The 14,267-nt window shown below is 72.7% G+C and carries 13 protein-coding genes; 7 read left to right on the top strand and 6 right to left on the bottom strand.

The genetic code is table 11. The annotated features are described in order from the left end of the window. Positions 1-40: 40 nt before the first annotated feature. Both ACGFQ9_RS08465 and ACGFQ9_RS08460 read left to right on the top strand, forming a co-directional pair. Positions 41-769: a hypothetical protein gene (locus tag ACGFQ9_RS08465; protein WP_393572503.1), complete on the top strand. Its 729-nt coding sequence runs from the start codon at positions 41-43 to the stop codon at positions 767-769. Between the two features lie 99 nt (positions 770-868). Beyond that, the gene (locus ACGFQ9_RS08460; RefSeq protein ID WP_393572501.1) at positions 869-2,173 is read left to right on the top strand and encodes a M18 family aminopeptidase; all 1,305 of its coding nucleotides are present in this window, start codon (positions 869-871) and stop codon (positions 2,171-2,173) included. A gap of 119 nt (positions 2,174-2,292) precedes the next feature. Here ACGFQ9_RS08460 and ACGFQ9_RS08455 read toward each other — a convergent pair whose 3' ends face one another. Further along, positions 2,293-4,107: an NHL domain-containing thioredoxin family protein gene (locus tag ACGFQ9_RS08455; protein ID WP_393572499.1), complete on the bottom strand. Its 1,815-nt coding sequence runs from the start codon at positions 4,105-4,107 to the stop codon at positions 2,293-2,295. A gap of 135 nt (positions 4,108-4,242) precedes the next feature. Between ACGFQ9_RS08455 and ACGFQ9_RS08450 the strand changes: the two genes are divergently transcribed. Together ACGFQ9_RS08450 and ACGFQ9_RS08445 are read left to right on the top strand one after the other, a co-directional pair. Beyond that, positions 4,243-4,845 (top strand): Uma2 family endonuclease, encoded by a 603-nt coding sequence (locus ACGFQ9_RS08450; RefSeq protein ID WP_393572498.1) that lies wholly within the window; start codon positions 4,243-4,245, stop codon positions 4,843-4,845. Next, a complete protein-coding gene (locus tag ACGFQ9_RS08445; protein WP_393572496.1) occupies positions 4,842-5,336 on the top strand; it encodes an LURP-one-related/scramblase family protein in 495 nt (164 codons plus the stop codon). Before ACGFQ9_RS08450 ends, ACGFQ9_RS08445 begins: the two co-directional genes overlap by 4 nt. 10 nt (positions 5,337-5,346) lie before the next feature. Here the strand turns inward: ACGFQ9_RS08445 and ACGFQ9_RS08440 are convergent, their stop codons facing one another. Then, a complete protein-coding gene (locus ACGFQ9_RS08440) occupies positions 5,347-6,141 on the bottom strand; it encodes a carbon-nitrogen family hydrolase (protein ID WP_393572494.1) in 795 nt (264 codons plus the stop codon). Positions 6,142-6,299: 158 nt separating this feature from the next. On the opposite strand from ACGFQ9_RS08440, the gene ACGFQ9_RS08435 reads away from it, so the two are divergent. Then, positions 6,300-7,133, top strand: a complete 834-nt coding sequence (locus tag ACGFQ9_RS08435; protein ID WP_393572492.1) for a maleylpyruvate isomerase family mycothiol-dependent enzyme — start codon at positions 6,300-6,302, stop codon at positions 7,131-7,133. Between the two features lie 125 nt (positions 7,134-7,258). Here the strand turns inward: ACGFQ9_RS08435 and ACGFQ9_RS08430 are convergent, their stop codons facing one another. The 4 genes from ACGFQ9_RS08430 to ACGFQ9_RS08415 form a co-directional block, all read right to left on the bottom strand. Beyond that, positions 7,259-8,443, bottom strand: a complete 1,185-nt coding sequence (locus tag ACGFQ9_RS08430; RefSeq protein ID WP_393572491.1) for an epoxide hydrolase family protein — start codon at positions 8,441-8,443, stop codon at positions 7,259-7,261. A gap of 58 nt (positions 8,444-8,501) precedes the next feature. Continuing rightward, on the bottom strand, positions 8,502-9,545 hold the full coding sequence (locus ACGFQ9_RS08425) for a helix-turn-helix domain-containing protein (RefSeq protein WP_393572489.1): 1,044 nt from the start codon (positions 9,543-9,545) through the stop codon (positions 8,502-8,504). A gap of 86 nt (positions 9,546-9,631) precedes the next feature. Further along, positions 9,632-10,951 (bottom strand): nitrate/nitrite transporter, encoded by a 1,320-nt coding sequence (locus ACGFQ9_RS08420; RefSeq protein WP_393573005.1) that lies wholly within the window; start codon positions 10,949-10,951, stop codon positions 9,632-9,634. A 92-nt stretch (positions 10,952-11,043) separates the two neighbouring features. Continuing rightward, positions 11,044-11,727: a GntR family transcriptional regulator gene (locus ACGFQ9_RS08415; protein ID WP_393572487.1), complete on the bottom strand. Its 684-nt coding sequence runs from the start codon at positions 11,725-11,727 to the stop codon at positions 11,044-11,046. Positions 11,728-11,928: 201 nt separating this feature from the next. On the opposite strand from ACGFQ9_RS08415, the gene ACGFQ9_RS08410 reads away from it, so the two are divergent. After that, positions 11,929-13,128, top strand: coding sequence for a DUF418 domain-containing protein (locus ACGFQ9_RS08410; protein WP_393572485.1), 1,200 nt, complete (start codon positions 11,929-11,931; stop codon positions 13,126-13,128). Positions 13,129-13,265: 137 nt separating this feature from the next. Next, positions 13,266-14,231 (top strand): D-alanyl-D-alanine carboxypeptidase family protein, encoded by a 966-nt coding sequence (locus ACGFQ9_RS08405; RefSeq protein WP_393572483.1) that lies wholly within the window; start codon positions 13,266-13,268, stop codon positions 14,229-14,231. Positions 14,232-14,267 lie beyond the last annotated feature (36 nt).

Genomic DNA, 14,267 nt, shown 5'->3' with positions numbered 1-14,267 from the left:
TCGGTCACGGTTGTCAGTCATCCATGGGACGCTCGTAGGTATGAGTCCACAGGAGCAGCAGCACAGCCGGGGATACTCCGTCCCGACCGGTCGCCCGTACGCCCTCAAGGAGCTCCAGGCGGGCCTGGGCGCCCTCGGCGACCAGGTGAAAGACCTGTACGACGGAGCGCACCCGAGCGAGTACGAGGGTGTGGCCGACGCGCTGTACGCGGCGTTCCGGACCGCCGCGGGGCTGGCCCCGGCCAAGAGCTACACGGGCTGCCCGGATCACCCCAACGGTGCCCTCGACCCCGAGGCGCCCGAGGGCTGGGGACGCTGCCTGCTCTGCAACGACCGGCGCCGGCTCGGGCAGCGCTCGCAGGGCGTCCGGTCCACCGCCGCGGCCGCCGAGCAGCGCCGGCTCGGATACCCGGTGCCGCCGGGGCCGTACACCCTCGCCGTGCTCCACCAGCACCTCCGCACGATCGAGGAGCGCCGCTTCCATCTGGGCATCTCCTCACCCGACGCGGAGTTCGTGCGGATCGCCGACGACCTCCACCGCGCCTTCATCGTCGCCCGGGAACTGTCCCGCCCCCGGAACGCCTCCGGCTGCTCCGAGCACCCGGGCGCGCCGATCGACCCCGATGCCCCGCCCGGGGAAGCCTGTATCTTCTGCGCCGGGCGCAGAAGACGTGCGCAGCGGTCACCGCAGACCCCCGAGATGCTCCCCCGCATCCGCCGGGGAGAGCGGCGTGGCCTGCTGCGGCGTTTCGAGCGACCGCCGGGCTGACCGAACGGGGACGGCGTTCACCACCACCCGAATCCCAACTCTTCGGCCATCCGCCGCAGTCCGGCCATGACGAACACGACCGTCGTTAAGGTGAACCACATGAGCTCTCCCGCCCGCTTCGACCGCGGCCACACCGACGATCTGATGACCTTCCTGGCGGCGAGCCCCTCGCCGTACCACGCCGTGGCCAACGCCGCCGAGCGGCTGGAGAAGGCGGGCTTCAGGCAGCTGTCGGAGACGGACGCCTGGGACGCGGGAACGGGCGGCCGGTTCGTGCTCCGCGGCGGAGCGATCATCGCCTGGTACGTGCCGGAGGGCTCGGCCGCGCACACCCCGTTCCGGATCATCGGGGCGCACACCGACTCCCCGAACCTGCGGGTCAAGCCGATCCCGGACACCGGCTCCCAGGGCTGGCGCCAGATCGCGGTCGAGATCTACGGCGGGACGCTCCTCAACACCTGGCTGGACCGGGACCTGGGCCTGGCGGGGCGGCTCACCCTGGCCGACGGCACCGAACGCCTGGTCAACATCGACCGGCCGCTGCTGCGCGTCCCCCAACTCGCCGTCCACCTGGACCGGTCGGTGAACACCGACGGCCTGAAGCTCGACAAGCAGCGGCACATGCAGCCGATCTGGGGCCTGGGCGACGCGCAGGAGGGCGACCTGATCGCCTTCCTGGAGGAGGAAGAGGGCCTGCCGGCCGGCTCGGTGGCCGGCTGGGACCTGATGGTCCACTCGGTCGAGCCGCCCGCGTACCTCGGACGCGACCGCGAACTGCTCGCCGGACCGCGCATGGACAACCTGCTGTCGGTGCACGCGGGAGTGGCCGCCCTCGCCGCGGTCGCCTCCGCCGGCGGTACCGCCGAGAAGCTCCCCTACATCCCGGTCCTGGCCGCCTTCGACCACGAGGAGAACGGCTCGCAGTCCGACACCGGCGCCGACGGCCCGCTCCTGGGCAACGTGCTGGAACGATCCGTCTTCGCGCGCGGCGGCTCCTTCGAGGACCGCGCCCGCGCCCTCGCCGGCACGGTCTGCCTCTCCTCCGACACCGGCCACGCGGTGCACCCCAACTACGGTGAGCGCCACGACCCGACGCACCACCCGCGCGCCAACGGCGGCCCCATCCTGAAGGTCAACGTCAACCAGCGCTACGCCACCGACGGCAGCGGCCGCGCGGTGTTCGCCGCCGCCTGCGAGCGGGCCGGCGTGCCGTGGCAGACCTTCGTCTCCAACAACTCCATGCCCTGCGGCACCACCATCGGCCCGATCACCGCGGCCCGCCACGGCATCCAGACCGTCGACATCGGCGTGGCGATCCTCTCCATGCACAGCGCCCGCGAACTCTGCGGCGCCGAGGACCCGTACCTCCTGGCGAACGCACTCGTCGCCTTCCTGGAGGGCTAGGAGTGTCCGGTCGGCATACCGTTCGGCCGACCGCCCGCCCTCTGCCCCGTCAACTCCGCGGACCGCACGACCACCATGCACGGCCCCGGAGTTGACGGATCCGCAAAGGTCCGTACGGCTCAGCCCTCGTCGTCCATCCCGGCCAGGACGAGGGCGAGGCGGGCGGTGCCGTCGGGGGTGACCGTCACCGGAACTCCCCAGTCCTGCTGGTGCACATGGCAGGCCGGGTACTCGTTCTCCGGGTCGTCGTCGCAGGACGCGGCCATCGCCGACACGTGCAGGACGCCCTCGGTGACGTCCGGGTCCAGCACCAGCTCCCGGAACAGGTCGGTGCCGGCGCCCGCGCCCCCGGCGAGCAGCTCCGCCGGCGTCGAGGACACCAGCAGCCGGGTCGAGGGCCCGTAGCGGTTGTCCAGCTTCTGCCCGGCCGGGGCGCTGAACACCACGTCGAGCCGGAGCGTCCCGACCGCCACCTCGGTCGCCGCCCGCTGGGTGCGGTGCGCGACGGCGTCGACGCGTACCGCCTCCTCGGGCAGCCGGAGCCTGGTCAGCCGGTGCCGCGCGGACTCCACGACGACGATGTCCTCGCCGTCCAGCACGGCGTCGCTGGGCTCCCGGAGGTCGGTCGCCAGAGTGGAGACCTGTCCGGTCGCCGGGTCGAAGCGGCGCAGCGCGTGGTTGTACGTGTCGCAGACCGCCACCGACCCGTCCGGCAGCGCGGTCACCCCGAGCGGGTGCTGGAGCAGCGCCTGTGCGGCGTCCCCGTCACGGTGCCCGAAGTCGAACAGGCCGGTGCCGACCGCGGTGTGCACGACCCCGTCGGTGTCGATCCAGCGCAGCGCGGAGGTCTCGGAGTCGGCGATCCACAGCCGGTCCCCGGCGGCGGCCAGCCCGGACGGCTGCGCGAACCAGGACTCCGCGGCCGGCCCGTCGACCAGGCCCTCGTTGGTCGTGCCGGCCGCGACCTGCACGGTCCCGGCCTCCGGGTCGTACGTCCACAGCTGGTGCACGCCCGCCATCGCGATCCACACCTTGCCCTGCCACCAGGCCACGTCCCACGGCGAGGACAGGTCCACCTCCAGGGCGGGCCCGGCGGTCGGCGACCCCTGCCACCACTGCCGTCCGGTGCCGGCGACCCGCTCGACCGCCCCGGTCTCCGGGTCGAAGACGCAGAGCGCGTGGTGGACGGTGTCGGCCACGACCACCTTCCCTCCGGGCAGCAGCGCCAGCCCCTGCGGCTCGCGGAACTCCCCGTCGCCGATCCGCCGGACGACGGTCTCCCCGTCCGCCTCCAGCTCCACGAGCTGGTGCCGGGTGGAATCGCTGACCAGCAGGTTCCCGGACGGCAGCCGGACGGCCTTCCCGGGGAAGCGCAGATGCGTGGCCACCGGCTCGGGCGCCACGTAGGGTCCGTCACCGCGCCGCAGCGTCCCCTTGGCCTCGTGCTCGGCCTCCAGCTCCTCGACCAGCCGCGCGATGGCGTGCGCGTGGCCCTCGCCGGCGTGCTGCGCGACCACGTATCCCTCGGGGTCGATCACGACGAGCGTGGGCCAGGCCCGCACGGCGTACTGCTTCCACGTCGCGAGCTCGGGGTCGTCGAGCACCGGGTGGTGCACCTCGTACCGCTCGACGGCATCGAGGACCGCCTGGTGATCCGCCTCGTGCACGAACTTCGGCGAGTGCACGCCGACGATCACGACGGTGTCGCGGTGCTTCTCCTCCAGCTCCCGCAGCTCGTCCAGGACATGCAGGCAGTTAATGCAGCAAAACGTCCAGAAATCGGCAATCACGATCTTCCCGCGCAGGTCCGCGAGGGAAAGGTCCTTGCCTCCCGTGTTCAGCCAGCCGCCCTTGCCGATCAGCTCGGGGGCACGGACACGGGCACGTCGTCGGGGCGCGGGCGCGGGGGTGTGCGCCGGGGCGGAATCGTTCATGCTTCAAGCTTGCCATCCACCCGTGAAGCGCAGAGCAGCGTGTTGCGGCACACCCCCGGGTGAAGGACACCGCGCCCGGCGGACGCGGCACGGAGCGTCGTGGGAGCGTGGGACCGAGACGGAAGGAGACGTCCGATGGCCACTGCCGCCCAGCCTGGCGATCACCAGCACAGGATCGACCCGAACACGGACGACTACACCGACGGGATCGACCCCGAGCGTGCACTGAAGTACGCCATCCAGCACGTTGCCGGTGACGACCGCGCCGAGCTCATCGAAGGGGTCATCACACTCGTGACGCCTACCTGGGACCACGAGGACGCCACTGAGATCATCCGGGACCAGGTGAAACCACGGGCCCGGGTACTCGGCTGCATCACCGGCTCCGGCAACCTCGATCTTCCTCAGACCGCGAACTGGTACGTGCCGGACTTCGCCGTTGTGCCGCGAGAGCTCGCCTCCGGCGGAGGCGCGCTCCTGCCGGACCAGACCCTGCTGGTCGTCGAGGTCACGTCCCAGTCGAACGCGGAGACCGACCGGGTCGTCAAGCGCAAGCGGTACGCCGAGTACGGTGCCCCGCTCTACCTGCTCGTCGACCGGATCAGCCGGGAGATCACCCTGTTCTCGGAGCCCGGACAGCTCGGGTACGAGGCCAAGGACGGGCCGCACCCGTTCGGGACGCCCGTGCGCCTGCCCGAGCCCTTCGACCTCGTGCTCGACACCACCGAGCTCAAGTGAAGTACCTCGTCAGGGAGAAGGCGTTCGCCGTCGGCGACGACTACTGGGTCGAGGACGAGGACGGGCGGCACGCGTTCCTCGTCGACGGGAAGGCGCTGCGGCTGCGGGACACCCTCGATGTGAGGGATCCCGAGGGGCGGGTGCTGATCACCCTGCGCGGGAAGCTGTTCGGGCTGCGGGACGCGATGGAGCTGGAGCGGGACGGGCACCGGCTCGCCCTGGTCCGGCGCAAGCGGCTGTCGCTGCTGCGGAACCACTTCCTGGTTCGGCTGGCCGAGGGGACCGAGCTCGACGTCAGCGGGCGGATCCTCGACCGGGAGTTCAAGGTCGAATACGAGGGCGAGCTGCTCGCACTGGTGTCCCGGCAGTGGTTCCGGCTGCGTGAGACGTACGCGGTCGACGTGCTGCGGGAGGACGCCGACCCCGCGCTCCTGGTGGCCGTCGCGGTGTGCGTGATCCGGATGGCCGAGAAGGAGCGCGAGGAGGGGTAGTCCGTCCGGTTCAGCCCCTGGCCGGGCGGATGCCCAGCATGCGGTCCTTCAGGGCGGGGAACTGCTCGCGGGTCTCCGCCACCTTCCGCGGGTCCAGGTCCACGGTGAGGACCTGCTCGCCCGGCCCGGCCTCCGCCACGACCTCCCCCCACGGGTCGACGACCAGGCTGTGGCCGGCCTGCTGCACTCCCGCGTGGGTGCCGGCGGTGCCGCAGGCCAGGACGTACGCCTGCTCCTCGACCGCGCGGGCCCGGCTCAGCAGGGTCCAGTGGGCGCGCCGCCGCTCGGGCCAGCCCGCCGAGACGACCAGGGTGGTGGCGCCGGAGTCGATCAGGCCGCGGAAGAGCTCCGGGAAGCGCAGGTCGTAGCAGGTGGCCAGGCCCAGGGTCTGCTCCGGGAGCTCCACCGTGGTCAGCGAGTCGCCCGCCGACATCAGCACGGCCTCGCCCTCGTCGAAGCCGAAGCGGTGGATCTTGCGGTAGGTCGCGGCCAGCTCGCCCGCCGGGGAGATCACCAGCGCGGTGTTGTAGAGCCGGCCGTCGCCGGCGCGCTCCACGATGGACCCGGCGTGCAGCCACACGCCGGCGTCCCGCGCGGCCTTCGACAGCGCGTCGTACGTCGGCCCGTCCAGCGGTTCGGCCTCGGTCTCGAACTGCTCGTACGCGAAGGCGCCGACCGGCCACAGTTCGGGCAGCACGACCAGGTCGGAGTCGCTCTGCTCGCGGACCAGTCCGGCGACCCGCCGGCGGCGTGAGACCACCGACTCGGCGTCGTCCACAGCGATTTGGATGAGGGAGGCGCGCACGGTACCACCGTCCTGGCGTTCAAGCCGTCAACTCGGGCCTACGATCGTCACACGAAAGCACTGCCGGGGTGCTCCTGGGCAGCGTAGCTTTGGGACACACGTCCACCCGCAGTCCACAACGCGCCACTGCGCCACTGAACAGCACGCGAGGGGTCCCGTTGACCGTCCAGCCGCATCCCAGCCTCCAAACGTATGCCGACGCGTGGACTCACTCCATCGAGGCGATATCCGAACTCGTCACGCCGTTGACGGAAGGCGAGTGGAACCGGGCCACGCCGTGCCCCGGCTGGTCGGTGCGGGACGTGGTGTCGCACGTCATCGGGATCGAGTGCGAGATGCTGGGCGACCCCCGGCCGATCCACACCCTGCCGCGGGACCTGCGGCACGTGGTGGACGAGTTCAGCCGGTACATGGAGGTGCAGGTCGACGTGCGCCGGCACCACACGGCACCGGAGATGACCTCCGAACTGGAGTACACGGTCATCCGGCGGTCCCGGCAGCTGCGGAACGAGAAGCGCGACCCGCAGACGATGGTGCGGGGCCCGCTGGGCGACCAGGTGACGCTGGAGCACGCGCTGCGGCTGCGCGCGTTCGACGTGTGGGTGCACGAGCAGGACCTGCGGACGACACTGGGCGTGCCGGGGAACCTGGACTCGCCGGGCGCGCTGGTGGCCCGCGACGTGCTGCTGGCCGGGCTGCCGAAGGTGGTGGCGAAGCGGGCGGGCGCGCCCGCGAACTCGGCGGTGGTGGTGGACGTCCACGGACCGGGGCCGGAGTTCCTGCGGACCGTCCGGGTCGACGCGGACGGCCGCGGCTCGGTGGACGGGACCCCGTCGCTGGGGCCGGCGGTGACGCTGGTGCTGGACTGGGAGACGTACGTACGGCTGGCCGCGGGCCGCGTCCGCCCGGCCGCGGTCGCCGACCGGGTCAAGGTCGAGGGCGACCGGGATCTGGCCGCGGCCATCCTCGCCAACTTCGCGGTCACGCCGTAGGGCGGACGGGCCGTCCCTCCGTAGGGCGCGGACGGGCCGTCCCTCCGTAGGCCGCGGCACGGCCGTCCCCCCGTAGGACGGCCGGTCCGCGTGCCCGGGGTGCGGCGGCCTCCGCGCGCCAGCCGTCAGCGCAGGCGGCGGAAGAAACCGCGGATGTCCTCGGTCAGGACGTCCGGGACCTCCATGGCGGCGAAGTGGCCGCCGCGGTCGTACTCGCTCCACTGCAGGATGTCGGTGTTGTCGCGCTCGGCGAACGGGCGGATGGACAGGAAGTCGCCGGCGAAGACGGCGACCCCCGTCGGCGCGGTGTTCGGCCCGGCGATCGGCTCGGGGTCGTGCGCGTCCTCGTAGTACTGGCGGGCCGCCGAGCCGGCGGTCCCGGTCAGCCAGTACAGGGTGACGTGGGTGAGGATCTGGTCGTCGGTGAGCCCGTTGGGCGCGCCCATGCCCAGCAGCAGCTCGTTCCAGGCGAGCTGGCCGACGGGCGAGTCGGTGAGGGCGTACGCCAGGGTCTGCGGCCGGGTCGACTGGATGGCCGAGAAGCCCGCCTTCTCCTGGAAGTCCGCCAGGACCGCCAGCCGTGCGTGGTCCTCGGCGGTCAGCGACTCCATCTCTCCCGGCGCGCCGGAGGGGAAGGAGAACAGCTGGAGCACGTGCGTGCCGACCAGCCCCTTGGGCTTCAGCAGCCCCAGCTGACGTCCGACGAGCGAGCCGGCGTCACCGCCGTGGGCGCCGTAGCGGTCGTAGCCGAGCCGCCGCATCAGCTCGTCCCAGGCGGCGGCGATGCGGCGGGAGCTCCAGCCCCGGTCCCGGGTCGGACCGGAGAAGGCGTAGCCGGGGATGGAGGGGACGACGACGTGGAAGGCGTCCGCGGGGTCCCCGCCGTGCGCGCGGGGGTCGCTGAGCGGCCCGATCATGTCGGCGAACTCGGCGAACGAGCCCGGCCAGCCGTGTGTGAGGACCAGCGGCAGCGCGTCCGGCTCGGGCGAGCGGACGTGCAGGAAGTGCACGTCCGTGCCGTCGATCTCGGTGACGGACTGCGGGAAGCCGTTCAGCCGCGCCTCGTGCGCGCGCCAGTCGTAGCCGTCGCGCCAGTACTCGGCCAGCCGCCGGACCTCGGCGACCGGGATCCCGTACGCCCAGCCCTCGCCCGGCGCGTCGGCCGGCCAGCGGGTGCGGGCGAGCCGGTCGCGCAGGTCTTCGAGGGCGCTGTCTTCGATCTCGATCCGGAACGGACGGATGGTCTCGGTGCCGGTGGTGGCGCTGGCGCCGGCGCCGGTGGTGCCGGTGTCTTCGTCGTACGCGGGCATGCCGTGTCTCCTCTGTCCCGTGTCTCGCGGGCCCCGTGGTGCTTTCAGGACACCGAGCCTAGGAACGGACGGCGGCCCGGAGTGTGCCGGCAGCGCGGCCTTGTCCGACGCTGCGCGCAGGACGCCCGTCCGGCCGGTGCCCGTCGCCGGTTCCGTGGCGGAAGTCGCGCGGACTGACCCCGAACGCCTCCCGGAAGGCACGGCTGAAAGCCGACGCGTTGGTGTACCCCCAGCGGGCGGCGACGGCCTGGACCGGCCGCCCGCCGAGGTCCGGCCGGGCCAGGTCCGCGCGGCAGCGCTCCAGACGGCGGCGCCGGATGGACGCCGCGACGCCCTCCGGCCGGCCGCGGAAGAGCTCGTGCAGGGTGCGTACGGAGATGTGGTGGTGGGCGGCGATGGCGCCTGGGCCGAGCGCCGGGTCGCCCAGGTGGTGCTCGATGAAGGCGTCGATCTGCCGGCGCAGGACCTGGGCGCGGAACTCCGCGGGCGGCTGCCCGTACGGATCGGCCCGGCCGGCGAGGCAGGCGGCGGCCAGCTGGACGGCGGCGGAGCCCAGCGCGGCCCGTTCGGCCGGCGCGCACCCGGCCGCGTGGGAGTCCAGCGAGCCGATGAAGTCCGCCAGGACGGCGCCCGTGCCGGCGTCGGCGGGGATCCGGAGGCCGAGCAGCCGGTCGATGCGGCCGGTGGGCAGGGGCACGGCCTCCCGCGGCAGCTGGAGGATGAGCACTCCGACGGGCGGCCCGCTCATCGACGCGGCCTCGTGCGGGTGCGAGGTGTCCCAGAGGATCATGTCGCCGGGGCCGATCAGGGTGTCGCTGCGGCACTGGGAGAGCCAGTACCGGCCCCTGGTCATCAGCGCCAGCTGGTACTGCTCGGGATCGCCGCGCCGGATCAGCGCGGGCGTGCGGCGCGAGCGTAACGGCGAGTGGGCGAACTCCGACAGCTGTGCGACGCCGAGGGGCAGGGCGGCCGCCTCGGCGTGGAAGTCGGCGTCCCGGTCGGCGCTGAGCGCGGTCGGCAGCAGGGTTCTGGCGACCACGTCGTTGTACCAATCGAATCTCTCCGCTGCCGGCAGCGCACCGGCGGAGATCCTCTGCCACATGCTCCGTCGTCCCCCTCCACGGTCCCGTGGAGATCAGACGCCGCCCCGGAGCCCCCGAGTTCCGGCCACGGAGAAGGGAGTTCGGATCATTGCCGTGCGTGTTCCCGCTCCCGCCGCACTGCCGCGCCGCGCAGCGACAGGATCCGGGTCACGCCCAGCACCTGGAGCACGAACACCGAGCAGAGCGCGGTGCGGTAGTCCTGGCCGGTGGCGTCCAGCAGGACGCCGACGGACAGCAGCGTGGTCATCGAGGCGAGGAAGCCGCCCATGTTGGTGATGCCGGACGCGGTGCCCTGGCGCTCGGGCGGGTTCGCCGGCCGGGCGAAGTCGAAGCCGATCATCGAGGCCGGGCCGCAGGTGCCCAGCACCACGCACAGCACCACCAGCAGCCACATCGGGGCCCGCCCGCCCGGGTGGAGGATCACCGCGGCCCACAGCACGGAGGTGGTGGCGACCGTGCCGAGCGCCAGCGGGATCCGGGAGGCGGCCCGACGGGCCACGATCTGGCCGTAGACCAGGCCCCAGGCCATGTTCGAGGCGACGATCAGGGTGAGCAGGCCGCCCGCGGCGGAGCGGGACAGGCCCTGTGCCTCGACGAGGTACGGCATGCCCCACAGCAGCAGGAAGACCATGGCCGGGAACTGGGTGGTGAAGTGCACCCACAGGCCGAGCCGGGTGCCGGGTTCCCGCCAGGACTCGGCGATCTGGTTCCGTACGAAGCCCCGGCCGCCCGCCGCGGACGCCGGTGCGGCCGATGCGGCGGATGCGGCGGATGCGGGACCCTGCCCCTCCGGGGTGTCCTTGAGGAACAGCACCAGCGGGACCAGCACGACCAGGCCCGCCACCGCACTGCCCGCGAAGGCCGCAACCCAGCCCAGTTCGTGCAGGACCGGTGCCAGGACCAGCGTGGAGACCAGGTTGCCCGCCATCCCGACGAGCCCGGCCAGCTGTGCCATCAGCGGGCCGCGCCGGGCCGGGAACCACCGGGTGCCGAGCCTGAGCACGGAGATGAAGGTCATCGCGTCGCCGCAGCCGAGCAGGGCCCGGGCGGCGAGGGCCATCCCGTACGAGGGCGAGAGCGCGAAGCCGATCTGGCCCGCGGTGAAGAGCACCGCTCCGAGCGTGAGGACCCGCTTGGTGCCGAGGCGGTCGACCATCAGGCCGACGGGTATCTGCATGCCGGCGTAGACGAGCAGCTGGAGCAGGGAGAAGGCGGCCAGCGCCGAGGCGTTGACCTGGAAGCGGTCGGCGGCGTCCAGACCGGCCACGCCCAGGCTGGTGCGGAAGATGACGGCCACGAAGTAGACGGCGACGCCGATGGACCAGACGAACGCGGCCCGGCGCCCGCCCGGCGGCTCGGGCGGAGCCGCCGGGCGGGCCGCGGAACCGCCGGCCGTCGCCGCCACCCCGGCATCGCCCGCCGACGCGGCGGACCCCTCCACGGACCCCTCCACGGACCCCTCCACGGACCCGTTCAAGGAGCCGTTCACGGAGCCGCTCACCGTTCCGCCCCGCGGACCAGCGCGTCGACCCGCCCGATGTGCCCCCGCACCGCGGCGGCCGCGGCCTCCCGGTCCCCGGCGCGCAGCGCGTCCAGGATCTCCGCGTGCTCGGCCAGGGTCCTGGCGACCCGGTCGGGGTGCGCGTGCAGCAGTGCCACGCCCATCCGCAGCTGGCGGTCGCGCAGCTGGTCGTAGAGGCGGGAGAGGATCTGGTTCCCGGCGTGCCGGACGATCTCGGCGTGGAAGCAGCGGTCCGCGACCATCATCGCGGCGAGGTCGCCGCTCTCCGCGCACCGCCGCTGCTCCGCGAGCAGCCCGGCCAGCCGGTCCAGCAGCGCGGGCGGTGCCGGTACGGCGCGCCGGACCGTGAACTCCTCGACCAGCAGCCGGGTCTCGACCACGTCCGCGATCTCCTGCGCGGACACGGCGAGCACCAGCGCGCCCTTCTTCGGGTAGAGCTTGATCAGCCCCTCGGTCTCCAGTCGCAGCAGCGCCTCGCGCACCGGGGTGCGGGACACTCCGACGGCCTCGGCCAGCTCGCCCTCGGTGAGCAGCGTGCCGCCCTCGTAGCGCCGGTCGAGCACACCCTGCTTGACGTGCCGGTAGACGCGGTCGGTGGCGGGTGGCTGCTTGGCCGTCGCGGTGGGGACAGCGGTCGGCGCCGTGGGGATGGACGACATGGACGCAGCATAGATACAACAGGGGTGCAAGCCGGGCGCCGTCCGCCATGTGGACCGCAGGAGCCACCGGGAGGCGCCAGGAGCCGCCCGGACGCGCCGGGCCGGTCGGAGCACCCGGGCGGCCCGCTGCATCGAAGGATGTACGCCGCTTTCGTCCGGCCGCAGGACGAACCGCGCCCGCCCCGCCGGGACGCTGAAGACATGGCTGACACCTCCTCCGGCACCGTGCCGGGCGCCACATCAGGCACCGCGTCCCGCACCGCTCCCGGCCCCGCCTCCGGCCGTATCCCGCTGCTCGACGTGCTGCGCGGGGCGGCCATCCTCGGCACCCTGATGACCAACGTCTGGATCTTCGCGGCGCCCGGCTCGGAGTGGGGCGTCCTCCAGGGCGGGCTCGACATGCCGGACCGGGTCAACGCCGAGTTCGTCTTCCGCTTCCTCGCCGACGGCAAGTTCCTCGCCCTGCTGACGATCCTGTTCGGGGTCGGGCTGGCCATCCAGTACGACTCGGCCGCCCGCCGCGGCCTGCCCTGGCCCGGCTCCTACCGGAAGCGCGCCGCCTTCCTCTTCCTCGAGGGCACCGTGCACTTCCTGCTGGTCTTCGCCTGGGACGTGCTGATGGGCTACGCGGTCGCGGCCCTGCTCACGGCCCGGCTGCTGGCCCGCTCCGAGCGCGCCCGCCGCATCGCCCTGTGGACCTCGATCAGCCTGCACCTGGCCCTGGTCGGCCTGGCCACCCTGGCCCTGGCCGGCGGCTCGGGCGAGCCGGCGAAGGTCTCCGACCGGGCCGTCGAGCTCTACGCCCACGGCAGCTGGGCCGAGCAGATCGCCTTCCGCGCGCAGAACGCCCTCGCCCTGCGCATGGAGCCGGTCTTCTCCTTCGGGCTGCTGCTGTTCCTCTTCCTGCTCGGCGTACGGCTGCACCGCGCGGGGGCCTTCGCCGACAGCCCGGCCGGCCGGCGGCTGCGCACCCGGCTCGCCGTGTTCGGCCTCGGCATCGGCCTGCCGCTGAACCTGGCCACCGCGCTCGCCGGATCCGACTTCTTCCTGCTGGGCCGCTACGCCGCGGCCCCGCTGGTCGCGCTCGGCTACATCGGGCTGATCGGCTGCGTGCTGGACCGGGCCCGGGTGCCGGCCGTGTTCACCGGCGCGCTGTCCTCGGTCGGCCGGACCGCGCTGTCCTGCTACGTCCTGCAGAACCTGCTGTGCATGCTGGCCTGTTACGGGCTCGGGCTGGGCCTGGCGACCCGGTTCGGGGCCGATGCCCGGCCCTGGTGGGTGATGGGGCTGTGGGCGGCCGTCTGCGCGGTTCTCGCCACCGGCTCCTGGCTGTGGCTGCGTCGCTTCGGCCGCGGCCCGCTGGAATCCGTACAGCACCGGGCGCTGCGGGCGTTCTCCTGACGGCAGGCCATCCCCCGGAAAACAGGTCCTGATCCCGTACATCCATTCGCGTCCGCCGTGCGTCTCATGTCAGGGCCCGCCTCGACTCGCGGGCCCTGACACATTCGCCCTTCTTCCGCGAACCCGGGGGATCCCTCTTGAAATTCGGCTTCTCGCGCACCCGCCGGGCCTTCCTGGTGGCCACCGCCACCGGCGCCCTGATGACCGCCACCCCGCTGGTCAGCAGCGCGGGAGCGGCCACCGCGCCCGCTCCGACGGTCACGGCCAAGGGTGCGTTCGTGCTGGACAGCAGCACGGGCGCCACGAAGTTCTCCAAGGCCGCGGACACCAAGCGTCCGATGGCCAGCACCACCAAGATCATGACGGCGTACGTCGTGCTCACCACGTCGGGCCTCGACCTGAACCGCCGGGTCACGGTCCAGCAGGCGCACAAGGACTACGTCACCAAGAACCCCTACAGCAGCGCCTACCTGCGCGTCGGCGACAAGGTGCGCGTCGGCGACCTGCTGGACGGCATGCTGGCCCCCTCCGGTTGCGACGCCGCCTACGCCCTCGCCGACACCTTCGGCAAGGGCACGACCCGCGCCGAGCGCACCAAGAACTTCATCGCCCAGATGAACACCAAGGCGAAGGCGCTCGGCCTGGCGAACACCAAGTTCGACTCGTTCGACGGCAACTCGCCCAACAGCAGCGCGAACAACTACACCACCCCGCGCGACCTGGCGAAGCTGGCGCGCGAGGCGATGAAGAACAGCACCTTCCGCGCCATCGTGCAGTCCACGGGCGTCGGCGGCACTGCCATCGACCCCCAGGGCAAGCCGTACACCTACAGCTGGGCCAACAGCAACCGGCTGCTCGGCTCCTACTCGGGTGCCAACGGCATCAAGACCGGCACCAACACCCCGGCCGGCCCCTGCCTGGTCTTCTCGGCCACCCGGGACGGCAAGTCCGTGATCGGCGTGGTGCTCGGCGCCAGCACGGTCGACACCCGCTACACCGACGCCAAGAAGATGCTCGACTACACCCTGCCGCCGCTGAAGACCGGTATGCGCTCGGGTGAGTTCAAGCTCCGCGAGCTGCCGGCGGGCGCGAACCAGGACTGATCCTGACAGCGACGCACACGTAAGGGCCCGAGGGGG

It is taken from the genome of Streptomyces sp. NPDC048603, assembly GCF_043199475.1.
In the GTDB taxonomy this organism is placed as follows: Bacteria; Actinomycetota; Actinomycetes; order Streptomycetales; family Streptomycetaceae; genus Streptomyces.
This window is presented reverse-complemented; position numbering and strand designations above follow the sequence as displayed.